General features: G+C 39.1%; 24 protein-coding genes. 7 read left to right on the forward strand and 17 right to left on the reverse strand.

The genetic code is table 11. The annotated features are described in order from the left end of the window. Positions 1-406: 406 nt before the first annotated feature. From ACWATR_RS23020 to cobU, 12 genes are all read right to left on the reverse strand, one after another. On the reverse strand, positions 407-2296 hold the full coding sequence (locus tag ACWATR_RS23020; protein WP_460337503.1) for a CHASE2 domain-containing protein: 1890 nt from the start codon (positions 2294-2296) through the stop codon (positions 407-409). Between the two features lie 113 nt (positions 2297-2409). Next, on the reverse strand, positions 2410-3087 hold the full coding sequence (locus tag ACWATR_RS23025; RefSeq protein ID WP_460337506.1) for a response regulator: 678 nt from the start codon (positions 3085-3087) through the stop codon (positions 2410-2412). Between the two features lie 308 nt (positions 3088-3395). Beyond that, positions 3396-4055, reverse strand: coding sequence for a hypothetical protein (locus ACWATR_RS23030; protein WP_460337508.1), 660 nt, complete (start codon positions 4053-4055; stop codon positions 3396-3398). 321 nt (positions 4056-4376) lie between these two features. After that, on the reverse strand, positions 4377-5780 hold the full coding sequence (locus ACWATR_RS23035; RefSeq protein WP_460337511.1) for an HlyD family secretion protein: 1404 nt from the start codon (positions 5778-5780) through the stop codon (positions 4377-4379). 24 nt (positions 5781-5804) lie between these two features. Further along, a complete protein-coding gene (locus tag ACWATR_RS23040; protein WP_435021513.1) occupies positions 5805-7955 on the reverse strand; it encodes a peptidase domain-containing ABC transporter in 2151 nt (716 codons plus the stop codon). Between the two features lie 121 nt (positions 7956-8076). Next, positions 8077-8373 carry a hypothetical protein gene (locus tag ACWATR_RS23045; RefSeq protein WP_460337515.1) on the reverse strand — a complete coding sequence of 99 codons (297 nt, stop codon included), beginning with the start codon at positions 8371-8373 and terminating at the stop codon, positions 8077-8079. 285 nt (positions 8374-8658) lie between these two features. Continuing rightward, entirely contained in the window at positions 8659-8904 is a 246-nt protein-coding gene (locus ACWATR_RS23050; RefSeq protein WP_460337517.1) for a CTB family bacteriocin, read from the reverse strand. A gap of 166 nt (positions 8905-9070) precedes the next feature. Continuing rightward, positions 9071-9322: a CTB family bacteriocin gene (locus ACWATR_RS23055; protein WP_460337520.1), complete on the reverse strand. Its 252-nt coding sequence runs from the start codon at positions 9320-9322 to the stop codon at positions 9071-9073. Between the two features lie 131 nt (positions 9323-9453). Next, positions 9454-9705, reverse strand: a complete 252-nt coding sequence (locus ACWATR_RS23060; RefSeq protein ID WP_084227372.1) for a CTB family bacteriocin — start codon at positions 9703-9705, stop codon at positions 9454-9456. A 167-nt stretch (positions 9706-9872) separates the two neighbouring features. Next, a complete protein-coding gene (locus tag ACWATR_RS23065) occupies positions 9873-10124 on the reverse strand; it encodes a CTB family bacteriocin (protein ID WP_460337523.1) in 252 nt (83 codons plus the stop codon). Between the two features lie 751 nt (positions 10125-10875). Then, entirely contained in the window at positions 10876-11295 is a 420-nt protein-coding gene (locus ACWATR_RS23070) for a hypothetical protein (protein WP_460337526.1), read from the reverse strand. Positions 11296-11347: 52 nt separating this feature from the next. Further along, positions 11348-11923 carry a bifunctional adenosylcobinamide kinase/adenosylcobinamide-phosphate guanylyltransferase gene (gene cobU / locus ACWATR_RS23075; protein WP_460337529.1) on the reverse strand — a complete coding sequence of 192 codons (576 nt, stop codon included), beginning with the start codon at positions 11921-11923 and terminating at the stop codon, positions 11348-11350. 215 nt (positions 11924-12138) lie between these two features. Here cobU and ACWATR_RS23080 point away from each other — a divergent pair, with 215 nt between their 5' ends. The 6 genes from ACWATR_RS23080 to ACWATR_RS23105 all read left to right on the forward strand — a co-directional run bounded on the left by ACWATR_RS23080 (position 12139) and on the right by ACWATR_RS23105 (position 19399). After that, complete coding sequence (locus ACWATR_RS23080; protein ID WP_460337531.1) at positions 12139-12966, forward strand: hypothetical protein; 828 nt, start codon at positions 12139-12141, stop codon at positions 12964-12966. Positions 12967-13100: 134 nt separating this feature from the next. Continuing rightward, positions 13101-14033, forward strand: coding sequence for a glycosyltransferase family 2 protein (locus ACWATR_RS23085; RefSeq protein ID WP_460337534.1), 933 nt, complete (start codon positions 13101-13103; stop codon positions 14031-14033). Positions 14034-14056: 23 nt separating this feature from the next. Continuing rightward, on the forward strand, positions 14057-15013 hold the full coding sequence (locus ACWATR_RS23090; protein WP_181928850.1) for a glycosyltransferase family 2 protein: 957 nt from the start codon (positions 14057-14059) through the stop codon (positions 15011-15013). 66 nt (positions 15014-15079) lie between these two features. Continuing rightward, complete coding sequence (hpsU, locus tag ACWATR_RS23095; protein ID WP_460337538.1) at positions 15080-15682, forward strand: hormogonium polysaccharide biosynthesis acetyltransferase HpsU; 603 nt, start codon at positions 15080-15082, stop codon at positions 15680-15682. Positions 15683-16421: 739 nt separating this feature from the next. Continuing rightward, positions 16422-18818 (forward strand): hybrid sensor histidine kinase/response regulator, encoded by a 2397-nt coding sequence (locus ACWATR_RS23100; RefSeq protein WP_460337541.1) that lies wholly within the window; start codon positions 16422-16424, stop codon positions 18816-18818. A gap of 104 nt (positions 18819-18922) precedes the next feature. Then, positions 18923-19399, forward strand: coding sequence for a transglutaminase-like domain-containing protein (locus tag ACWATR_RS23105; protein WP_460337544.1), 477 nt, complete (start codon positions 18923-18925; stop codon positions 19397-19399). Positions 19400-19469: 70 nt separating this feature from the next. On the opposite strand, the gene ACWATR_RS23110 is transcribed toward ACWATR_RS23105, so the two are convergent. The 3 genes from ACWATR_RS23110 to ACWATR_RS23120 form a co-directional block, all read right to left on the reverse strand. Then, entirely contained in the window at positions 19470-19868 is a 399-nt protein-coding gene (locus ACWATR_RS23110) for a nuclear transport factor 2 family protein (protein ID WP_460337547.1), read from the reverse strand. Positions 19869-19906: 38 nt separating this feature from the next. Further along, positions 19907-20914 (reverse strand): zinc-binding dehydrogenase, encoded by a 1008-nt coding sequence (locus ACWATR_RS23115; RefSeq protein ID WP_460337553.1) that lies wholly within the window; start codon positions 20912-20914, stop codon positions 19907-19909. Positions 20915-21138: 224 nt separating this feature from the next. After that, complete coding sequence (locus ACWATR_RS23120; RefSeq protein ID WP_460340616.1) at positions 21139-21933, reverse strand: aspartyl/asparaginyl beta-hydroxylase domain-containing protein; 795 nt, start codon at positions 21931-21933, stop codon at positions 21139-21141. A gap of 117 nt (positions 21934-22050) precedes the next feature. Here ACWATR_RS23120 and ACWATR_RS23125 point away from each other — a divergent pair, with 117 nt between their 5' ends. Further along, positions 22051-23535 (forward strand): amidohydrolase family protein, encoded by a 1485-nt coding sequence (locus tag ACWATR_RS23125; RefSeq protein ID WP_460337557.1) that lies wholly within the window; start codon positions 22051-22053, stop codon positions 23533-23535. A 30-nt stretch (positions 23536-23565) separates the two neighbouring features. On the opposite strand, the gene ACWATR_RS23130 is transcribed toward ACWATR_RS23125, so the two are convergent. After that, the gene (locus ACWATR_RS23130) at positions 23566-24471 is read right to left on the reverse strand and encodes a DUF4437 domain-containing protein (RefSeq protein ID WP_460337560.1); all 906 of its coding nucleotides are present in this window, start codon (positions 24469-24471) and stop codon (positions 23566-23568) included. 351 nt (positions 24472-24822) lie between these two features. Then, positions 24823-25122 carry a protealysin inhibitor emfourin gene (locus ACWATR_RS23135; RefSeq protein WP_460337563.1) on the reverse strand — a complete coding sequence of 100 codons (300 nt, stop codon included), beginning with the start codon at positions 25120-25122 and terminating at the stop codon, positions 24823-24825. Positions 25123-25218 lie beyond the last annotated feature (96 nt).

Here is a 25218-nt window from a genome sequence, read left to right on the forward strand (position 1 = left end):
GAACAATATAAAAAAGTCAAATTCAGTCAGCTATTTTGCTGATTGCTTTCTCATTTTGGTGTATTTAGAAAGCAAAAAGGCTGATTGCTTTCTCATTTCGGTAGATTCAGCAAGCAAAAAGACATATTGCTTTCTCATTTAGTTTAAATGCTTTCTCATTTCAGTATATCGCGTATTCATTTCAGTAGATTCAGCAAGCAAAAAGACATATTGCTTTCTCATTTAGCTTAAATGCTTTCTCATTTCGGTATATCGCGTATTCATTTCAGTAGATTCAGCAAGCAAAAAGGCATATTGCTTTCTCATTTAGCTTAAATGCTTTCTCATTTCGGTATATCGCGTATTCATTTCAGTAGTTCGCGCATTATTACATCCCCTCTGCTTTTTGCCTTCTGCCTTCTTCAGATTATTTATTACTGAACCAAAACTTAGTTACAGGCCAAGACAACTCACAAATAGTTCCTTTAGAAGAAAGAGGCACTCGTTGAAATTTCCCTTTGAGTTGCTCTGCTAAATTTCTAAACTGTTGTGTGCCACGACCTTCTCTAGATGATTTAATTCCCAAGCCATTATCAACGATGCTCAGAGTGTACCAGCCTCCAGATGATGAGCAGGTGACTTCGAGGCGGGTGACTCCTGTGGCGTGTTTACCGACATTGCACAAAGCTTCTTCTAAAAATCGGCAGAGTCCTTGCTTTTGTTCAATGCTTAAGAATCGTTCATCTATCGGCTCAAAAGTACGGATTTTAATTTTAATGCTTCTAAAGCAGGGAAAGTCTCGCGCTAGAGTATAGCTGTAAACTTGATAGAGAATTTCGTGAAGAGGGTCTTGTAAATTTAATACTAAAGTATTTCCTAAATAAAGACTACTGTCTTGAGTTGGCGGTTCTCGTTGTAAAAACTCATAAATTCCTCGGAGTTCGTGGTTTAATTTCTCCAGTTCTTTTTCCAGTTCTGGGAGCAATTCTTTCATTGGTAATTCTTGGCATCGAACCAGTTTCAAAACTTTTGCGAGACTTTGTAATGGCCCATTGTGAATTGTTTCAAATGTGCGTTCAATGACATCTTGTCTAGCTTTGAGTCCCGATCGCAAAACCTTGTCACATTGATATAAAGCAGTAAGTTCTATACCATTTACAGCTAAGACAAGAATTGTTGGAATTACTGGAACCCACCAACCCCAAGTTAAGAGTAAATAACTAGTAACCACTAAAGTAGCACTAGTAATACCGACAACTATTAGATTTGCCAAAGTAGATTTAGTCAATCGAGCGATCGCAATTCCTAAAAAACCCCAGGCAAAAATCCACAGATATTCCCATTCATCTTGCCAAGTGTCTAAAAGTGGTCGATCGTCAAGTACTGCACTGACAATTTGGCTAGCAGCGTGTGCTTGAATTTCCTCTCCATAAACTCGCCTTTTCGCAAGTTGCTTAGATGTAGTTACAAAGTCTTTACGGCTGGGGCCAGTTATGCCGATAATGACAATGCGATCGCGCACCCAGTCTGAATTAAATTTGTTGCTTTTAATATCATTTAAAGATACAGTTCTAAATCTTGCTCGCCCACTACGAAAATTGAGCAGTGTTTGAACACCAGTTGCATTGGTTCGTACATAGCCACCAGAGTTGGGGAAAAATCTTGGTAGTGCAGTATTCCCTAGCTTTATGGGAGTGCGATCGCTAATACCGTTTTTTAAGCTAATATCTTCATGAGCTAAATAAGCTTCGGCTAAACGTAGAGAAAAAGATAACTTGTATCCTTGAGTTGTTGGTATTGCTAATAAACTTCGCCTTAGTTTACCATCACCATCCGTGATCTGATCTGCAAAACCAATTTGTTTTGGGGATAAACCTGGTGGCGCAGCAATTTGCTTAGGCAATACTTTTTCAATCACAATTAAATTTTTGATATTTTTAAAAGCTGCAACTAGTTCTTCATTACCAGGATTAACTACTAAATCCCGATAAATATCAAGACCAATCACTCTAGGTTTACATGCGTGTACTTTCCACAGCAGTGCTGCCAAATCCCGATCTGATATTGAAGAATCTATTAAATAATCTTTATCAGAGCTAATATTATCTTCATTAATTCCCACAAGCACGATTCGTTCATCGATAGATTCTTCAGGACGCAGACGGAGAAGACTATCAAAAGCTAGCCACTCTAAAGATTGCATTGAACCAGTAAGATGAGCAATTATCACCAATGCAATAACTACAATTCCTGGTAATGCACCTACACGCCAAATGCTAATTTCTTTTTTGATTATTTTCCAAAGTCCAGGCTGCATAAGCTTGTCTCCTAGCCTTTAGCTAAAAGTAATTAGTAAGCAAATTTAATAAATAAAAAAATTAACTTCTATTAAGCACTAATGACAGACAACCCTTAAATATTGATGATTAACTAATCAATTAAACCTTCTTCCCTAGCTCGTATTTCAGTTTGAATACGGATATTTTTACCCTCATCAGGATAAACATCTAAAGCGTCTTGTAACTTACTCCAGTAATGACGCACCATTCGTTCAGATATACACATTCGCTCGGCAATAGCTTTATCTTGTAATCCTTCCTCAAATGCAAGAATTAGTACTCTAAGCCACTCTGGTTTAAATTCTAATCCTGCATAAATTCCTTTGATATCTTTCGTATGAGTTAATCCCTGTAATGCCCAATCAACTCTGGTTAACATTTCTTGGGTGGAAAGACTTTTATCAGCGACTGTAAAACCTCCTTTATGACTATCAATATCAGGTCTAATTCTCACTAGTGTTCTGACATGAGCGGTTTGGACAATAATATTTAAATTGGGATGGTGTTTCATGAGAGTTCTGAGAAGTTGAACACCTGTATCAGGTCGTGCTGTCATCCCATAATCTTCTGGAATAGAAAGATCCATAACCACAAGGTCTAGCCCAGGGTTAATAATTTGGTTGAGAGCATTATTAGCATTTATGGCAGTAGCAATTTCAGCACTAGGATAATGTTTTTGTAAGATGTCTACCGTTCCACTTAAAACTGATTCATGGTCATCAATTACCAAAATTTTCAGCAATGACTTATCGGATACTTCTTGTTTCATAATTAACAGCCTGCTGATTGAATATACAATTTTAATTTTCCTCTTATTTATCTACATTAGCCAATTATTTGCTGTCAGATTATATTGTTTGATGACGGTTAAATATAGTAAATATTAAAAATATGTAAAGGGCAACTAAGAGGATGTTTAAAATTTTTTTGGTAACATCTAAGCCTCGACAACCTAACCTCTCAGCCCCCTTTTTTACAAGAGAATGAGGGTTTAAAAGCCTCTCGACCTTTCGGGGAGAAGAATGGAAGCGGGGTTTTGAGTATACTTTACAACTTTTCAAACAACCTCTAAAATAATTACCAATAAAAATACCAAGAAATGCTGAGATTTTTAGTGCGACTAAAGCATTTACCTGATGTTAATAACCGAAAACTTTCACAAAGATAATTTAATTCTGGTAGGCGAGAATGTAAAACAAATGTAGAGACATTAGGGTAGGTAATCTCTACAATTAATTGTCCTATGTTGCTGTGTTGTTTTAAATTGATATAAATTGATGTTGGTGTCAAAACTTCTGTTAAAGATATAGTCAGTAACTCATTTAAAGCCGTTAAAACAACTAGACTGCGTTCAGCTGGCTCATGTCGCCAATAGACTGGCATATCGATTTGAAAATATAACTGCGAACTCGATGCTAGCCAAGGTTCTAATAGACACTCAATAGCTAGCGGAAAGCTATCTTGAAGGGATGCTGGAAATAAGCGATCGCTCAATTGCACTAAAGAGTGATGAAAGTTATCAATGTGCTTTAAGCATTCTTGAATTCTATTGTCTGATAAATTTAAATTATCTCCTGACAACAAATCTAAGTTGCGACGGATTGTAAAAGAGTCTTGTAATAAATTATCCCGAATTTTCTCTGCTTCTATAAACAGCTTTGTTGACTGCCTAGAAGACCACCATTGCAATGCTTGTTGAATACTATGATAAGATGTCAGAAACCGAACAATGGACATAACGTAGACAATTCAAAGTATAATTTGCGTACATAATTCCACGCTCACATAATCTTGTTATGTCAGCTATTTTAGTAGCATCAGAAAAAAGTTATATGCAACCCACGGCATATTTATGCCAAAAAAACTGTCAACGTTTGCAAAATAGTTGCCCAAAAGCGCTATGATGATTTCCGAAAACTTTACAGTAGATCGCTAACGCATTTCATGGGATATTTCTCGCCATTGCTAAATATAAAAAGGACAAAATTCTCTTACCTATCTATGCCAGTCAAGAACAAGTTGTGGTGGGTAAACACTAGACATTACATTCATATCTGCTCATAGATCAGTGGTAAGTCTGGCCTTTCTCAACATAAATTGTAGCGCTGTCTCTTCTTGGGAGATAATATTAGCTTTTGCATCCATCCCTGATTGGATATGGCACTGATGAGCGTTATTACCAAATGTCAGCATTTCCGGTTGAATAGTCGCTTCAAAATAGCCAGCACCAGCAGCTGATGTCGGTACGTTAATATTGTTAGTTTGAGGTGTAATTACATCTGGAGAAATGGCACTGACAACAGCATTGAGAGTACCATAATCAGGATATGGACAGGCATTAACTCGCAATTGCACTTTTTGACCAACTGCAACTTTTTTAATCTCTGCGGTCGGAATCATTGCTTTAATTACTAAAGGAGCATTCTGAGGAACAATTTCAGCAATAGATTCGCTAGCACGCACCACTTGACCAGGGTTTCGCAAATTGAGCTTGAGAATGATACCGTCACTGGTAGCGCGAATGATACTATTTTGCAGGTGAGTTTCAATTTGTTGAAGTTCTTTTTGATATTGCTTGAGTTGGGTTTGCATTTCAACTTGTCGCTGCATCAAAGCTTGTTTTTGTTGGTTTAAAGTAGCGATAGTTGCTTCGCCTCTAGCAATTTCTTGGGCAATGCGTTCTTGAGCGATCGCAATGATTGCCATACTAGGATTAACTACAACTTTAGCTGATTGCAATTTAGCCTGAGCAATCTCAATAGATATTCTTTCAGCTTCAAGTATTAATTTACTCTGCTCAACAACTAGTTTTTTTTGTTCAAATTCACGCCGGCCAATTGCGCCAACTTGTGCTAGTTGCTCATAGCGATCGCTATCCATCTGGGCAAAGTCTAAATCAGCTTGGGCTTTTTGTAAACTTGCCCTAGCTTTTTGCAAACTTGCTTTGGAAACCAGGAATTCGCTTTGGGTAGAAACTTGTCGTTCTTGATACTCTCGTTGGTTGCGTGTCAACTCTGCTTTTGCAGAAGAAACACTCCGCTCAATGAATCTTTTTTCAGCGATAATCTGAGTATCTAAAGCGCCGATTTGGGCATCAATTTGAATTAGTTGCAATCTACCCTGTTCGATATTACCTTGCAGTTGGCTTTTTTTGATTTGCAGTTGCTCCGTATCGAGACGAGCGATCGCTTCTCCCTTTTTGACAATCTGATTTTCTTTCACAAAGATAGTTTCAACAGTTCCCTCAATAGATGGTTGCACTAGCTTGGTGTCGCCTATGGGCCGAACAGTTGCAGCCGTTTCCACCATGACATTGTATTTAACCCATGAAGAGAGAGCGATCGCAGAACCAATCGTTCCGACAAGAAATATTCCAGCTAATGATGTCCAAGCACTAATAGGAGGAAGAAATTCATCCTTTTGAAGCGATGGTAGAAATTTTTGATTATGAGTGTAAAGCATGTTTCTCCGAATAATTGGAAATATTTAAGGAATTAAAAAGTCTATATGATCTCCGGGTTTGGTTCGCAACTCTTCCAAAGAACCTTGAATTTTCAACTTACCTTGATCTAGCAATACAATCCAATCAGCGCGATTCACTACCTTCGGACGGTGAGTAATTAAAATCGTAGTTTTACCCCAGCGATGCTTAAACAATTTATCTAAAACTTCTGCTTCGCTTACTGGATCAAGTCCACCAGTAGATTCATCCAAAATGAGAACTGATGGATTTGTCACAATGGCTCTTGCTATTGCTAATCTTTGACGTTGACCACCAGAAATATTCGCACCAAATTCACCTAAAACAGTTTGATATTTGTCAGGTAACTTACTGATAAATTCATCAGCTTCCGCAACTTGGCAAGCTCTCACAATTTGCTCAAAGGTAACCTGTGGTGCGCCTAAGCGAAAGTTTTCCACAATAGAACGACTCCAGAAGTGAGGCTCTTGGGGAACAAGAACTACCTGTTGACGCAAACAATCAAGAGAAAGGTCTTGGAGGTTATAAAGTCCAATCCGAATATTGCCAGATTGTAGCGGATATAAGCCAGCAATCAATTTAGCTAGAGTACTTTTACCACAACCTGATTTACCGATAATAGCAACAACTTTTCCACCAGGGATAGTTAAAGAAAAGTCATCGATTAAATCAAGCCTACCAGCATAGTGAAAGTTAATATTTGTACAAACAATATCCGCATCTCCCGGAATTTCTGCAAAAGGCTTTATCTCATCACCTTCATTTTCGGAAGTAGCGTCTATAACTTCTGTAAGGCGTTGTGTAGCTGTTTTTGCACGAGTAAATTCTTCAACAAAACTGATTACAGTTGCAATTAAGCCCAGAAAATTACCATTCATTGAGTTAAAAGCAAGTAATTGCCCAATACTCAGGTTTTCTGCTGGGTTAATCACTAAATTACCACCGAACCAAAGCAAAATAACGCCACCAATACTAGCAACAAAGCTAGAGAAAGTATTATTGATAATGCCAATTTGAATCGTGCTAAATGTCACATTAGCAAGACGAGCAAATCGGCTTTGAAATTCGTCCCAAAATTGTGGTCTGGATGTGGTGGTTTTGAGAGTAAGAGCACCTTTAAATGTTTCTACTAAAACCCCTTGTGTTTCAGCTTCTTGAACTAAAAGTTCACGAGTCTTTTGGCGCAAAGTAGGTTGAAAGACTACTGTAGATATACTCATCACTACAGCAATGAATACGGCCACTACCGTAAGTTTCCAGCTATAAAAAGCCATGAAACCAAAAGAAATCAATGCAATAAAAAATTGGCTGGGCAGACTGATAATTAAATGAGCAACTAACTGATTAATTTGGTCAATATCTCGCAGACGGCTAACAATTTCACCACTACGACGAGCTTCATAATAAGAAAGAGGTAATCGCAGAATTTGCCGCCCAAATTCTAGAACTAGCCCTAATTGCAGACGTTGTGCAAAGTGAGCAATCAAGTTAGACTGTACAAACGACAGACTACGCGAAACAACATTCATCACCACAACTGCGATCGCTACAGTCGTAAGTAATTTTGTATCACCTCGAACCAGCACATCATCAGTCAAAATTTGCAGCAGAAAAGGGGAAGCTAAAGACAGCAAACCCAACATTAGGTTCAGGGGCAAAACTTGAGCTAAAATGGCGCGATAAATCCAAACGCGCTTAAAGAAACGCCAAAATCCGCCAACTTTCTCATCCTTTTGGGCAAAAAAGCGTATTGGATCAGGTTCCAATAAAAGTATCAACCAATCTGTCCAACCTTCTGCTATCTCTTGTTGAGAAAGATAGCGAACCCCTACAGCCGGATCTGCAACTAAACATTTTTTGCCTTTTTTACCATATAAAACAACCCAATGATTCCCTTTCCAGTGAATAATTGCCGGTAGAGGCGCTTCATTCATTCGGTTGAGAAGTTCTGGGGAAGTTTTCACTGGACGAGCATTAAACCCAAGTGTTTCTGCTCCCCGCTTCAACCCCAATAAAGTAGTTCCAAATTGCCCAGTACCTACAGCTTCACGAATGCGGCTGAGAGTAAAAGTACGTCCATAATATTTGGCAATAGCAGCAAGACAAGCAGCTCCGCAGTCTTCTTCACTATGCTGTTTAACAAACTGGTATTTCATCGGTAAATTGCCCTACATAATGACAACTGCTACCCTAAAATGTTGTCAATCTATTGCGATATTTTTTAATTCCTAAATACTATGAAATTCATCTGCTATCAAACAAGCTAACTGATGATTTTCACCATAATAAAAACATCAGAAACAATTTATCGCAAAAACTTAAGCTTCTCCCGCCTTGCCCGCTAAATCCAATTGTAGTTTGTGAAAGCGAATATCCAGTTTCTTGCTTACTAGAGAAACTAGAATCACCATCAGAAATATTGCTTTCATTAATGGCAAAAGTTTCTATATTTGTCCTTTGTAAGAAAAAATAATCGGGATTAGAAAATAAACTACCGGCAGATACAATTTCTTGCTCTTGTTCAGATAAATCAAGAAATAACTCACATTTTTGGTATTTGATATCGTTAGACATAGTATTAGCTCTATACTTTGGCATTCTAAACAGTTTGCAACAGTATGAACAGCAAAATAATCAAATATTTTGACGTAGTTACGTTGTAAGCACCCAAAAATAATCAATGTTGAAAACCACAAAATTACAACAACGAAATATCAGATACTACTTTGGAATAAAAGATGACCCATATAATCGTCTTATTATGGGTCATCTGTGGAATCTTTAGTACCAAGTTGTTTTTAAGTGTGCCGCTAATGTTCCCAATGCTGAAGTTTTAAACAACGCCTCTATGGATTATTTTTAGTGGTCGTCTAAAAGGTCAGGAATGTGATTAGCATCTAAGGCTAAGAAAGCTAGTCCAGCAGTCTTAATATTTTTAGAACTCCCATTAGATTTAGCAGTGCTGCCATGTGGCCCTGAAGAACTACTGCCATTTAGAATATTTTCACTAGCGTTGTAAAAAGTAGCATCTATTTGAAAATCGACACCACCAGCTACAACTTCTTGTTGCTCGTTTGATAAATCTGTAAACAATTCGTGAGACATAGCTGCAAACTTCCTACTTTTGATTTGATGAACGTTTAGTATTAACTACATGAGTTCGTGACTAAGGCTTGAAAGATTGATTTTGTCATTCTATCCAAGTCCTTTGTTTTGAAACTCTTTTCATCGAACTCATGCATTAATTGATTGTCGGTTTTTAGCTACTAACTTAATAGCTGTATACTTTGGAAATATCAGGAGTGTCATGAGCACCTAAGGCTAATAAAGCTAGTCCACCAGTCTTAATCTCTGTAGACTTACCGTTAGAATCAGCGGTACTGCCATGAGGATCAGAACTACTATCGCCATTGAGAATATTTTCCTGTCCTGCGAAAAAACTGACATCTAGTTGAAAATCAACACCACCAGCTACAACTTCTTGTTGTTCGTTGGATAATTCGGTAAACAATTCATGAGACATAGCTGTAAAACTCCTAGTTTTTGTTTTTATTGAATGAACCTTTAGAGCTACATGAGTTTGTGGCAGAGAGTTAGAAGATTAATTTTGTCGAACTCATGTATTAATTGATTGCTGTTTTTTAGCTGCTCAACTTAATGACCGTATCCTTTGGAAATTTCGGGAATGTCATTAGCACCCAAAGCTAAAAAAGCTAGTCCAGCAGTTGCAATCTCTGTAGACCTACCATTTGAGTCAGCAGTACTGCCACTAGGATCAGAACTAGTACCACCATTGAGAACATTTTCCCGCGCTGCGAAAAAAGTTGCATCTAGTTGAAAATCAACACCGCCAGCTACAATTTCTTGTTGCTCGTTGGATAATTCGGTAAACAATACGTTAGACATAATTACAAACCTCGTAATTTTGAGTTGATGAACATTGAGTATTAGATACGTGAGTTTGTGACGGAGGCTGAGAAGATTAATTTTGTCATCCTATCTAACTCCTTCGTTACTAAATTTATTTCATAAAACTCACGTATTAGTTGATTGCTCTTTTTTAGCTGCTCAACTTAATGACCGTATCCTTTGGAAATTTCGGGAATGTCATTAGCACCCAAAGCTAAAAAAGCTAGTCCAGCAGTTGCAATCTCTGTAGACCTACCATTTGAGTCAGCAGTACTGCCACTAGGATCAGAACTAGTACCACCATTGAGAACATTTTCCCGCGCTGCGAAAAAAGTTGCATCTAGTTGAAAATCAACACCGCCAGCTACAATTTCTTGTTGCTCGTTAGATAATTCGGTAAACAATAAGTTAGACATAATTACAAACCTCGTAATTTATTTAGATGAGTTTTTAGCTATTAGTTGATTGCGCTTTTTGCGCCTCAACTCGTCGCTTGTTAATACAATAGAGGTAAGCAATTAGAATAGTCATTTGCTTTTTATGCAAACTTAGTTTCCATGTTTATAAAAAGTTGTTGCACAATTAAGCCAGTAGTCTGTCCTAAAAATACGTATGGATAAAAACAGGTTTTTATCCTCTGTCTTGAGGATGATAAATTGCAATAGCTGTTATTGAAGAAGAATTCAGCAGTCAGAATCTAATCAGTTAGGGATTTAGACCGGCGCAGGAATTGAAGACCACCAAATCGTAGATTTGGTGGGGTATTAAACCAGGTTATTCAGATGCTTGAGTACTCGCTAACGCTGCGCTATCCACCAGTCCTACAGAAAACATTGTTGTTGAATTCTGTTTGATAAACTTTTGCCCAATTATCTGTGGGAAAACATATATAGGATTACTATTTGATTTTTGAATAAAACTCAGTACACCTTTATTCCTTCTTCCCAGTCCCCAGTCCCCAGTCCCCAATCCCCAGTCCCTTACCTCTACGAGTGATTCAGAAATCAAATCGGATTGCTATAAAATTAAAATCTTGTATTTTGTATGCAATAGCCCCTGACAGAGACATACAAAAATCCTGTACTGGAACTAAAAGCCAGTACAGGAAAAATTAAGATAATCAAATAATTAGAAAAAACTTATCAGATTTACAACTTGGTTGTTTGTTTATGCAATATTATCTACAAGCCGATCGCGAATTGTTTTGAGTCGGTCTTGAGTCTTAATTGGCTCTCGCGGTGCTGGCAATTCGATGTTAGGCCAGTTAGGTAAATCATTACAGGGGCATAACAATGCCGGCATCCCGACGTTTCGTGCAGCTACTGGCATATTGCAACGACCACAAGGCAGCATATCCCATGCTGGTGTCAACAGTTCAGCAATGGTTTCATGTGTACCCTCTAGGTAACAGTCACCCGATTCCGGTGAGATAATTTTCTGCCAGCACTCTTCAAATTCTTCACTATAGCGATCGCCATTTAGCACCGATTGAGGCAAAAGGCTTGCCTTACCGTTGCCCATAATCACTTTCTTACCCAACTGAAACCAGTAGGCAAGGTATCCTCTAACTTCTTGTTTGGTTGCCATATTACAATTTTAGATTTTAGATTTTAGATTTTGGATTAATTTGGATCAAGAGTTAAGAATCTTGACTCCTGAATGTTCCAGCATCCTCTCTATTTGGCAATGGCGAACCAAGGACGCTGAGATTAAGAACATGACCACCAGTAACTAAATAAACAGTTTCGCTGAGTACACTTATCTGGCGCACTAAAGAACCTAGGCGATCGCGGAACATCCTTCCAAGGGGATAAGCTGGTATCACACCCCAACCCACCTCTTCTGCTACAAACACTATATCAGCAGCAACCAAATCCACCGTCTCTAACAACTCTGCAAGAATGTTTTCCCAGCCAGATTCGTCCTGTTCCAGGAGATTAGCAACCCAAGTTCCTAAAGAATCAACTAAAAGGCAGGTATAGGGTTTCGCATCAGCCAAGGTAGCAGACAACTCCACGGGTACAGATAAAGTTTCCCAGTCTTCGGGACGACGTTGTTGGTGATCTAGAATGCGTTGATGCCACTCTTGATCATCTGGGTTATCGGTGGCTGTTGCTACGTAAACAACTGCTTTTCCTGACTGCATGGCCAGAGTTTCCGCCCATTCACTTTTACCAGATCGTGCTGGCCCTGTTACTAAGATGATTTTACCCAAAATGGTTTCCTGAGTATTTTAACAATATGCTAGGGTTGCAATTTATCACTAAAGTTTTTTCTTTCATCGGTGAGATTTTTGGTTTCAAATAACTTTTAAGGGATAAAATTAGCACCAGCATCATTGATGCCACAATTGGCAAAAGCCGAAAATCCCAACAACCCCATTCTGAATTATTCAATACTACTGGGGACAGCAAACTTTAGGATGTTTTTATGAACGCAGGCTTAAAACGCATTGAAGCAACTCTACACGATTTAGGCAATCGCGGCACTGCCTCTGCCGCTGAAACAGGTGATTCGACGACAAAACGGCCTTTCTCTTTTAGAATCAGCGTCGGAGCCAACGAACCCACAGAAAATAAACAAACTCCATCATCTCAGAATGGGGAACTAAATACACAAGAACAAACAGTTGACTTGGGTGTAGATACTGAAAGTGATTATTCTCACGAGCAAAATTTCTTTCCTCACCACGACTCTGTGCAGACCTTTCAAGCAGAAGATAATGGTGGCAAAACACCCAGCCTACCCAAGTTGAAAACTCCGACCTTTAGTAATCATCGCCACGGTGCTAATCCAGGATTGGCGATGAATCTATTGCAAGAAATTCAGGAAACTGTCGCCAGTTGGCAAACAGAATTGCAAAATATTTTGAAGCAAATTCAGGATATTTACTTAGAAGGCCCAATTGTCAATGGCTGGTTAGAATCCAATCCCACCGAACCAGAACCAGGAGGAACCGCAACACTGCGCCATGCAGAAGTTGACCGTCTGATGAACTACGTAGAAGAAATTTGCGCCAGTGGTGGAAAAGTATCTTATCAATCATCTATTACTGGCTACCGTCTCTGTGGTGTGGACGACACTGGTAAAGTCTGGTCGCGTCCATGTCCAGCAGATCAGGTTCCCAATGTTAGTATGGCGATCGCTCGTTACCAAAAGTTACGTCAACTGTTAGGGCGCAAGCAATCCTTAGAAACCCGCCTGAGTCAACTAGCTCAAACTCTTGTAGTTTTACACAGTCATATTCAACAAACGTGAAGTTTTAAAGATTATTTCCGAAGAAACTCGGTTGGTGGGTCGGTAACTTTTGGTTTAGATTAACTCTCAGCAGTTGTGCGTTGGATTTAAGATTTTAATCTAAAATCCCAAATCTCAAATCCAAAATTAAATCCATGCCAGACACCCAAATCTCTGCCATTATCTGTACCCACAATCGAGATACCTATTTAGGAGCTGCAATTGATAGTCTTTTAGCGCAAGATTTTGCTGCTGAATTTGAAATTGTGGTAATTGATAATGGATCTAGCGATCGCACTCGTGAAGTTGTAGAAGAAAGGGCCCACAATCCGCGCCTGAAATATGTTTTTGAACCCACCATTGGTTTATCTGTCGCTCGCAACACGGGCGCAAAAGTAGCCAGTGGTGATATTCTTGCTTATCTGGATGATGATGCTGTTGCCTGCCCTCACTGGCTACAAGTTTTATATTTTGCCTATTACAATAACTCTAAGCTTGCGATCGCAGGAGGTAAAGTTACTCTCATCTGGCCCCCAGGAATTCAACAACCACGGTGGCTATCTCCAGGCCTAGCTGCAAATTTGGGTGCATACGACTTGGGTGACAGTAACATCTACATTGAGCAACCTGGCTCAACACCCAGAGGCTTAAATTACTCCATCCGCCGCAGTTTCTTAGAAGAAATTGGCGGTTTTGATCCACATCTCGGTCGAGTGGGGAAAAATCTATTATCAAATGAAGAACTGCAAATGACCGAATTTGCCCTACAGCGTGGTTGGCAAGTCGCTTATCTTCCCGAAGCACTAGTCGCTCACAATGTAGCCCCAGAGCGCCTCCAACGCTCCTGGTTTTTAAACCGAGGCTGGTGGCAAGGTATCAGTGAATGTTATCGAGAACAACTCGCTGGTAAAGCTGGGATCGCTCAATTGCAGCGAGGTAGCGAACGGTTTGTACGCGGCTTGTATAAGGCATTGCAATATTTCTCTGATCCCGCAGAACGGTTTGACAAACTTGTTTATGCTTACGGTCAGATTGGTTACTTAAATGCTGCTATTCAAGGTCTTTTATCTACATCAAATAAGAAATAACCAATAACATAATTTATACACGTATGTCATCTAAAATACCAGTTTCAGTACTAATTCCAGCTAAAAATGAACAAGTAAATTTGCCTGCGTGCCTTGCTAGCCTTAGCAGAGCAGATGAAATATTTGTAGTAGATTCTCAAAGTACCGACAACAGCATTGAAATTGCTAAAAGCCACGGTGTAAATGTCGTGCAATTCAACTTCAATGGACGCTGGCCTAAAAAGAAAAATTGGTCTTTAGATAATCTACCTTTTCGCAACGAATGGGTACTAATTGTAGATTGCGATGAGCGCATCACCCCCGAACTTTGGGAAGAAATTGACCAAGCAATTCAAAACAATGAATATACAGGTTATTATCTGAACCGCCGTGTATTTTTCTTAGGAAAATGGATTCGCTATGGTGGTAAATATCCCGATTGGAATCTACGTTTATTTCAGCATAAAAAAGGTCGCTACGAAAATCTAAATACAGAAGATATTCCTAATACTGGTGATAACGAAGTTCACGAACACGTGATTTTGCAGGGGAAAGTTGGGTATCTCAAAAATGATATGCTTCACGAAGACTTCCGCGACCTTTACCACTGGTTAGAACGGCACAACCGTTACTCCAACTGGGAAGCCAGTGTTTATTTTAATATTCTCACAGGTAAAGATGATAGCGGTACTATCGGCGCAAATCTATTTGGTGATGCCGTACAACGCAAGCGCTTTTTGAAAAAAGTGTGGGTACACCTGCCATTTAAACCCCTTTTGCGGTTTGTTTTATTTTATATAATTCAACGTGGTTTTTTGGATGGCAAAGCAGGATATATCTATGCACGCTTGCTGAGTCAATATGAATATCAAATTGGCGTTAAACTTTACGAATTACGCAACTGTGGTGGTCACTTAAATACTGCAACTACCCCGAAGGAGGAAGCAGGGGAGCAGGGGAGCAGGGGAGCAGAAGGAAAGCTATTGACCATTGACTCCTAACTTATGACAAATGACCAATGACAAATGACAAATGACCAATGACAAATGACAAATGACCAATGACAAATGACAAATGACCAACCTTTCGTAGATTTACGTAAATATGACCAATCTTGGTTTGATCGGGGGCGTCCAAGTTGGTATGTATTATTATGGTGGTTTGTACAAGCGATCGCCTTTCCCCTCACTCCTCAACCGTTAAATATTCTGCGTTGTGCTTTGCTACGATTATTTGGCGCTCGTATCGGCAAAGGCGTATTAATTCGACCCACCGCCCGCTTCACCTATCCTTGGAAAGTCACTATTGGTAACTACAGTTGGGTTGGAGATAACGTAGTTTTATACAGCCTCGATCAAATTCATATTGGTGAACACTGCGTAATTTCCCAAAAAAGTTACCTGTGTACTGGTAGTCATGATATCCAAGACCCTGCTTTTGGGTTGAAAACAGCGAGTATTACTATTGACAATGGTGCATGGGTAGCGGCAGATTGTTTCGTTGGGCCAGGAGTACAAATCGGGGCTAATGCTGTAATTGGCGCTCGTAGTAGTGTTTTTACTAATATGCCTTCTGGGCAAGTTTGTTGGGGAAGCCCCTGTCGTCCTAAGACGGTTCGGTTGAAGGAGACAGAAGGTTTTACCTCGATTGGGGATTCAGATCACTCCTGAATAAGCAGCCCCAAATTCAAAATTTGGTGGTCTTAAACCGCCCTCTGATTTGCTCAGGTTTGTAGTAGAGGCTGGAGCCACTTACTACAAACCAATAGAATTAAATTTATTTACATTGCTTAACATAGTTTGAGCTATTTTTGTTTACTTAGTAAGGGCGTACAGCTAGCTGTGCGCCCCTACTTTTGCCACATATTTATTTGCTTTTGGGAAGAGAATAAAAGTGCGATCGCAGCGTTTACTCTCATAATAAGTTAAGTATTTGTCAAAATCGGTAATTATTATATTCAGAAGATTTTGATTGATCGGCGATAGGTGAATCGGTAAGCTAAAATTGCAAGTAGCGTAGGTTAGTAAAAACCACAGGCATCGCCGACATTGAATTCTCAACTTGAGAGTTCTAACCCAGAACAAAACTCAGTACACCTTTATTCCCTATCCCCTATTCCCTATATCTACGAGTGATTCAGGAATCAAATCAAATTCCTGTTTTCTGGAAATAGTTTACTTTTAATTAAATCTTTTTGCTTTCAAGTCCAAAATTCGTGCATATCTAAAAAATTTAGCAGAAGATGTGATATGCCAAATCAGCCAGGATATAGTCTAATTAGTAATTTTTTTACCATTCCAACAAGTAGGTGATCAAGTACCGATTACCACCCAATTTTCTCATCTTGCAAAAGATTTTAAAGACAAACAAATTTGATAAAATTTTAAATAAATTTAATCAGAGGCAAGTATGAATTTTAATAAAAATGAAAAACCTGTTATTTTAATAATTGATGATACTCCTATTAATCTAGAAATATTATTCGATTTTTTAGAGTATTACGGCTTTAAAGTTTTAGTAGCTGAAGATGGGAAAAATGCACTTAGTACAGCAGAACATGCCTTACCTGATCTAATTTTATTAGATGTATTAATGCCAGGAATTGATGGTTTTGAGACTTGCAGACTTTTGAAAAAGAATCCAGCCACTCAAGATATTCCTGTAATATTCATAACTGCCATGAATGACAAGGTGGATAAAGTCAAAGGTTTGAATCTTGGCGCAGTAGATTACATCACTAAACCTTTAGAACATGAAGAAGTTTTAGCTAGAGTAAATACCCATTTACGTTTACGAAACCTCACAAAAAAACTCACAGAGCAAAATAAGCGTTTAGAGATGGAAATCTTTGAGCGCCAGCAGGCAGAGGAAAAACTGCGATGTCATTCAGATGCATTAGACGAGTGGAACAATCGCTATCAAGCAATAATTCAAGCGAGTGGTCAGATTATCTATGACTGGCATTTGCATACCAACGATATTATATATGGTGGCAATGTAGAGCGAATATTAGGTTACTCTATGCCTGAGATGTTAGGAGGTTTAAAGCATTGGCTACAGCTAATTCATCCTGATGATAGAAACTTCTTTAACAAAGAGATTAACCGCGTTTTATCCACAAAAGAGCGTTTCCACCTTGAATTTCGCATCTGTCGCAAAGATGGCACTTATATCACAGTTGAGAATAACGGGTATATATTTTTAGACTCTACAGGCAAAGTTGCTCGGATGGCGGGCTTTATAATTGATATTACCGAACAGCAAGTTGCGCTACGCGATCGCAAAAATGCAGAACAGAAAATCCGTGAACAAGCTGCTTTGCTCGATATCACCACAGACGCGATTATCGTTCAAAATTTAGGTAACCAAATTGAATTTTGGAATAAAGGGGCTGAACATCTCTACGGTTGGATGCTAGAAGAAGCACTAGGCAAAAATGCCAATCAGCTTTTATATCGAAAGCAAAGTTTTTGCCAACTGAAAAAGATCCAGGAAACTTTAGCTGAGAGTGGTTCCTGGCAAGGTGAGTTACATCAAGTCACCAAAGAAGGCAAAGAAATGATCGTTGCTAGCCGCTGGACACTAGTAAATGATGATGAGGGACAAGCTAAATCTATCCTGATTGTCAACTCCGACATTACAGAAAAAAAGCAACTCGAAGCACAGTTTCTCCGGGCCCAGCGAATGGAAAGTCTTGGCACTCTGGCAAGCGGTATCGCCCACGATCTCAATAATGCACTGACACCAATGATGATGACAGTACAACTTTTAGAAGCAAAACTTCCTGACGAAAAAAGTCAGCAATGGCTGACAATTATGGAAACAAATGTTAAACGTGCGGCAGATTTAGTTAAACAAGTGCTGTGGTTTTCACGCGGTTCTGTAGGTAACTTTAAAACCTTACATGTGCGGTATTTAATTTCAGAAATTGAAAATATTGTTAAGCAAACATTTTCCAGAGCTATTGAAATCCGCATTGATGTTCCTGGGCAAAACCTGTGGAATATCTTTGGTGATGCTACTCAATTACACCAAGTGCTGATGAACCTCTGTATTAATGCTCGTGATGCTATGCCTTATGGCGGAATTCTAGAGATTTCTGCAAAGAATTTCTGGGTTGATAGCAACTATGCCCGAATGAATATTGATGCTAAGGTAGGTTCTTACGTAATGATTAGCGTCTGTGATACAGGTACAGGAATTAACAGAGAAATAGTAGATAGAATTTTTGAGCCATTTTTCACAACCAAGGAACTGGGTAAAGGCACAGGGCTTGGTCTTTCAACAGTTGTTGGTATTATCAAAAGCCACAATGGTTTTGTGAATGTAGTTACTGAAGTGGGCAAGGGTACAGAGTTTCAAGTTTGCTTACCCGTGACCCAGACAATCGATGCAGATAAGAAATTAGCTGGAGATCAGGAATTACCCGCAGGTCATGGAGAATTGATTCTTGTTGTTGATGATGAAGATTCAATTCGAGAGGTTACTCAAACCTGGTTAGAAAAAAATGCCTATAAAGTTTTGCTGGCTAGTGATGGTATTGATGCGATCGCACTCTATACAAAACATCAACAACAAATTAGTGTAGTGTTAATTGATATGATGATGCCATCTATGGATGGGCCAACAACTATCAATGTGTTGAAAAAAATTAATCCCGACATCAAAATTATTGGTGTTAGTGGATTAGCCTCTAATCATGAAATGATTAAAATCCTCGGTAATAACGTCAAAACACTTTTGTCTAAGCCTTACACCTCAAGCGACTTGTTAATAAATTTACAGATGGTGATTAACACAAATTAGAGTTTGTCATTTGTCTTTAGTTCAAAGTGAATAATCAATGCCCAAGCAAAATGGTAAGTAGCAGTGGTAATATATTTTTATGGCTGCTCTAATCCTTACTATTGATGAACAAACTATTGGATGAAACGCTGTCAATCAAAACTGCTGAACAGATAAACAGCAGAGCTAGTACTCCGTTTGATAATGCTTACAAAGCAGCATTATCCACTGAGGGAGCAAGATACATTCAGGGATTTTTAGCTTTTGCTGGGAAGCCATATAGACCGATTGAACACAGTTGGATTGAGGTAGGCGACGCCTCCGATGTCCGCATTATCGATCCCACATTACCGCACCTGAACAAAAAACCCGAAGAACTCTGGTATTTTGCAGCACAAAGGCTGACCGTTAAAAAACTGAAAGCCATCATTGAAGAATCCAAAGAAGATTATCCAGAAGATGAACCATTGCCAATCTATGGTGATCCACCTTATGAATATTACGGTGATATAATGTTGGGTGGTCAAGACTATTTAGCAGCATATCAAGCCGCAGAAGCTAAGTGCAAAGAAATCAACGAACTCAACCCTGAAAGAAATTAAAAAAAGTAAATTAAATAATTTGTAATTACAATTTGTAATTACGAATTACGAATTACGAATTACGAATTATTTAATACGATTTACCATCGCTGCCAAAGTATTCCCTATAGCCACAAATTTTGTCTCCACGGACATCAAAGGAAACTGCTACCCGATTTTTATAAAGCTGTCCAAACAAAAGTCCCTCATCTCGAAACTCAAAGACAGCCGTCGTTTCACTACTAGTAACACGGTCTAAACCAGTCAGGTTCAAACCAGGATTGAAGGATTCAAAAACGTACTCGAAAAATTCTCTAGCTCGCTCTTTTCCGACATTTGAACCGTGGAATTTACCCATTGGAAACCAAAGGGTAAAATCTTCTGTAAGCATATCTAACAATGCTTCCCACTCTCCTGTCGCCATCCCATGCGTAAGATGCTCAAATGCCTGTCGAGCAACTTTTAAAGTATTTTCTGAATCTTGTGTCATTCTCACCCCTGACTGGATATAAATTAATACCGTATTACTTAAAACCTCACCACCACTTTGCCACAATTCTGACCACTGAGGAGATATTGTACAGCGTCGGGTATTGATTCTATGCCTTGAAACTGGGTTGGGTCAACGGCAACTTTGAGTTTTTCTGTGTAGAAAAGGTTTAAAAGGCGATCGCGTGCCTCTGTCATATATTCTTTATAATGTGACATGAGAAAGCCTCTCACGGAAGCTGCTTTCCAAAATAACTGGTGATAAAGGCGTGGCTGTGTAATTTGTTCTGCACTATTTACGTATTCGGAGATGAAACCCACCACTACTAATCGTCCCCGCACCGCCAAGTTTTCAACGCAGGTATCAAATACACTTTTACCTACACAGTCAAAAATTAAATTAATCCCATTAGGGTATTCTTGCTTGAGGACTTGATTGAGATTTTCTGTACGATAGTTGATAATGCGATCGCACCCTAGTTCTCTTAGTAACTTTGCCTTCGCCTCAGAGCTACAAGTACCAATGACATGATTACCAGCTAGCTTTGCCAATTGCACCGCAATATGACCAGTTCCTCCTGCTGCTGCTGTCACTAAAACCACTTCATTACTTTTCATTTCCCCTACTTGTTCCAATGCCACCAAAGCTGATACACCTGTAGGCATTAGTGTTAGCAATTCTGGTGTTGCTTCCCGCACCTTCACTGCTAAGTTTGCATCGATAACCTGATATTCTCGATAGCCGCCACCCCGCCAAGTCGTTACTACAGCATCACCTATTTGGAAATCTTTGACATTTTCACCCATCGCGATAACTGTCCCTACAGCTTCCACACCTAAATCGAAGGGAGGAATTAAGTTAATATAGGGAACATCACCATGACAAAGTAAGGTGTCAAAGCCACCGTTAACGCCAGCAAATTTGTTTTGAATTACAAGTTCACTAGCCGCAGGTTGGGAAAGAGGAATTTCGACAACTTCAACGGCAGATTTAAAATCTTGATTAAGTTGCTTTGCTCTTAATTTTCTGTAAGTTTTTGAGTTCATTTACCAGTCTTATATAACAAATATAAATGGAGTATGCGTTATGCTTTCAGCTAACGCACCATCAACAATCTAAGGTGCATTACTAATACTTATAAAGCGTAAGAATTCAGGAGTCAGAATTAAGAGTAGTTAAAAATATGGGAGAAGATTTGATACATAAAGGTACTAATCATGCTGTACTCCTGTTAAATTCTGACTTCTGACTTTTGGGTGCTAAATTTTTACTATAAAGCTTTATCCCACTCTAACTGATGAGCTAAACCATACTTGATAAAATCTTCTTTTTTAGCTTTATCGCTTTTACCAAAAACACCTAAACTGTAAGGATTATCTTGCATCCGTTGTCTGATTTGTTCTTTCTCAAATCGAATGACTTCCTCTCTAGGTTTATCCGGTTTAAAAAAGTCTACAACCAAGACAGTTCGATCATAATTAGTGTAATTATGAGGACAGTGTGGATAGCTGTGATCTAAAACCAGAAATTTTCCCTCATGCCAATAAAGCTGTTCATGGCATATTTTCATAGCCACATCTCCCTCTGGCACGATTAATCCTAGATAGCCACGATTCATGTGAGGATTATAGTTCACATGCAGCTTGATATCTAAGCCTGGATGGAATGTACCATAATACACGTTTCTAATTATCTCATCATTACCAAAGTTAACTTTTTCTATCACCTGAGCTAAATTTGGGAAATATTTCTCTCTTAATGCAAGTGCTTTTTGTGATGCATCATCTGACCCATAATCAGGATATTGTATTTGATACGCTTTAATATATTGTTCAATAAACATACCTTGAAATAAAATCCCAAAAGCACTATATTTTGCATCACCTTTGGTTTTAATCGTTTGACTTTTCGGCCCCAAAATATCATAAGTTAATTTTAACTCGTCATCAGATGCATCCTTAATAAAGCATGTAAACTCATCTCTAATGACTTGCCAGTTATCTTCAAAATTTTTAAGAAAAGTAAATTCTTTTGGGTCTATATGATACTCATTAAAACTTTCCATTGTCTTTTCTCCTGAAGGTGATTTCATAAAAAACCGTTATATAATGATGGGATTTGGTCTTCGTCTCGATTCGATGTTGGAATTTCTAACTAAACTCATTTTAGTGTGAGGTCTACTGTGTCTGAAACTCCCGTATTAGATCAAATTATCAAAAATGTGCGGGTAGTTCGTCCCCATCAGGATGCAATCGAACTACTTGATTTAGGAATTAAGGATGGAAAATTTGCTCAGATTGCCCCTAATATTAGCCCAGACACAGGCAAAGAGGTATTTGATGGCAAAAATTTACTGGGCTTTCCTGGAGTCGTAGATGCCCACATGCACATCGGTATCTATCAATCTCTCGACAAAGATGCTGTAACTGAAACCAAAGCAGCCGCAATGGGAGGCGTGACTACCAGCTTAAATTATATCCGTACAGGGCAGTATTACCTTAACAAAGGCGGCTCCTACCGCGATTTTTTTCCAGAAGTGTTGGCTTTATCCGCAGGTAATTTTTTTGTAGATTACAGCTATCACATCGCACCTATAGCTAGCCAGCATATCGACGAAATACCTTTATTGTTTGAAGAACACGGTGTATCTTCGTTTAAAATCTTCATGTTTTATGGCGGCTATGGATTACATGGTTTGTCAGACCAGCAAAACCTCTTTTTAATGATTAATAAAGAGGAACGGTATGATTTCGCCCATTTTGAATTTATTATGCGCGGTCTAACTCGCTTGATGGAAAAACATCCCGAAGCGCGAGATACTATAAGCTTGAGTTTGCACTGCGAAGTTGCAGAAATTCTCAATGCTTATACCAAAATAGTTGAAAACGATTCTAGTCTGAGCGGATTACACGCTTACAGTGCAGCACGTCCTCCTCATTCCGAAGGTTTAGCAATTTGCATTGCTGCTTATTTAGCAAACGAGACTAACTGTGCAAATATCAATTTGTTGCATCTAAGTTCGCGTAAAGCAATGGAAGCAGCTTTAACTATGCAAACTGCTTTTCCTCATATCAATTTTCGGCGAGAAGTTACTGTTGGACATTTGTTATTAGATGTCGATAGTCCTAATAGAATTTGGGCAAAAGTCAACCCTCCTATTCGTCCCCGTGCCGATGTGGAATATTTATGGCAAGCAGTACTCAACAATCAAGTAGATTGGATAGTTAGCGACCATGCTTGCTGTTCTGCTGAACAAAAAAGAAGTGCTAAAGACCCGAATAATATTTGGTTAGCAAAGTCTGGTTTTGGCGGTACAGAATATTTACTTTCTGGTGTATTTAGTGAAGGTAGTAAGCGGGGAATGTCTTACAACCAGATGGCTAAATTGCTATCTTGGAACCCATCCCGACGCTTTGGTTTGTTAGAAAAAGGTGATATTGCCATTGGCTATGATGCTGATTTGGTGCTGGTAGACCCAAATGAAAGCTTTGTGGTACGTGCGGCTGAGTCAGAATCACAACAAGGTTTTACACCTTTTGAAGGAGTGGAATTAAGTGGAAGGGTGAAGAGTACGTTTTTGCGCGGAAACTTGATTTACAACAATGGAAAAGTTCTAGGTTCACCTATTGGACGTTATTTAAAAAGACCTTCTAGAATGGCCACATAGAAACCTTGCTGTTTACAAACTATGTGTTTATTAGTGTGGATATGATAATACTGTTGCAACTTGTGATAAATCCCTATCAACGCGGATAAAGAATAAGCAACCATCATCTGTTCTATGCCAAGGGGTAGTGGTAAAACTAGGAACATAGCCAAACCAATCCTTTACAAATCGAAAATCTCCTATATCACAGTATCCAGCCAAGCAATATGCTTCTTCATTATAAGATTGAATCATTGGATAACTGCCATCATAATGCGGCAAGATACCAAGCAACCATACTCCACCGCCGTTACTATCTTTTCTTAAATACTTTTTTTTAGATACTTCAAATTGAACTGTATCTGTCTTGCTCCACGGTAGCAATTTACTATTCAACGCAGGGATGAAGTCACATAGTCTAGCATCTGGATGATCATTTGTTGCATTTTTATATTTCAATGGAACAGGGCCGTTCTCCATCCAGAGGATTTCAACTTCTTCATTACCTAGAACTTTCCAAGGGCCTATTTTCACTCCTGCGGGGATAAAGGAGTAGCCATGCTTGTTTAATTGCCATTCACCTAATTGAATGGCGCCCCTGAGTATAAAAATCTCTAAATCGGCAGTAAAGAAGCCAGAAGGTGCTTCAAACTGAGGCGGTAAAACTACTTTTGAAGTGGATGCACCAGAGTCATGGCATGTTAGTGTTCGGCGGCTTCCAGGGACTACACCCTCTGGCATTCCACTGACTCGCCACTGTTGTTCTTCTGGCACAGTATTGGTGTCAAAAAACTGGTATTCGCGAGGTACGTGTTTGGAGATTGCTGTGCGCCTTCCTGATAAGTTCATGCGCCCTCTTCCGTCTCCACCCCAATCCTCTTTTACAGATGCTACGTGCAAAAAATCATCAGTTTGGTTTTCTTCTGCGAAATTAAAATTTATATTCTCTTCGCCCACGACTTCACATTCTCCTGTTTATATGCCAATACGCTTGGGTTAAGAGGATGTTTGAAAAGTAATTGTCTGTGATTTTAGGCACTTGTTGATCCCCCCTAACCCCCCTTAAAAAGGGGGGAACCGGAATTAAAGTCCCCCTTTTTAAGGGGGATTTAGGGGGATCTAAAACTTTTGATACCGAGAAGAGGACTTTTCAAACATACTCTAAGGGCTAATTGTACAAAACTATGGGTTTTCGAGTTTTTGAGACGCGATAAATCGCCGTCTCTACAAGTGTTTTGGTCTTATCTGAACTGTATTGGTTTATATGCTTCTCATTAGGCATTTTATTTTATTTGTTAATTCAGCAAATTACCTTTTTTGTGCTAAGGTTTGTAGCCATTCAATCAGTGGTCTTAAGGTTCCTGGTAATGCTGACTCACTGACAGTCACCGTATGCTGCTTACCGTTATCTTCCACTGTTAACTTATACTGAAAGCGATCGCTCTGGGGATTTGGCGAGGTAATCAGTTCAGGTAGTCTAAATAAATCTGCAACTTCCACCAGTCGGGGAAGTGTCGCTGCTTCATGTGGTGGGAGAGTATCTGTATCAACGGTTGTCTTTTTGCTAATTCCGGCAAAGCCACCTGTGCGTTCAAATGATACTCGCATTTTTTTGCTCTCCGTTGTGTTATTTGGTTGGGATAAATACAAATACTGGGAGATGATAGTTATCACCTCCCACTTTAGCAACAACAAACAACAGAT

Source organism: Nostoc sp. UIC 10890 (assembly GCF_054786515.1).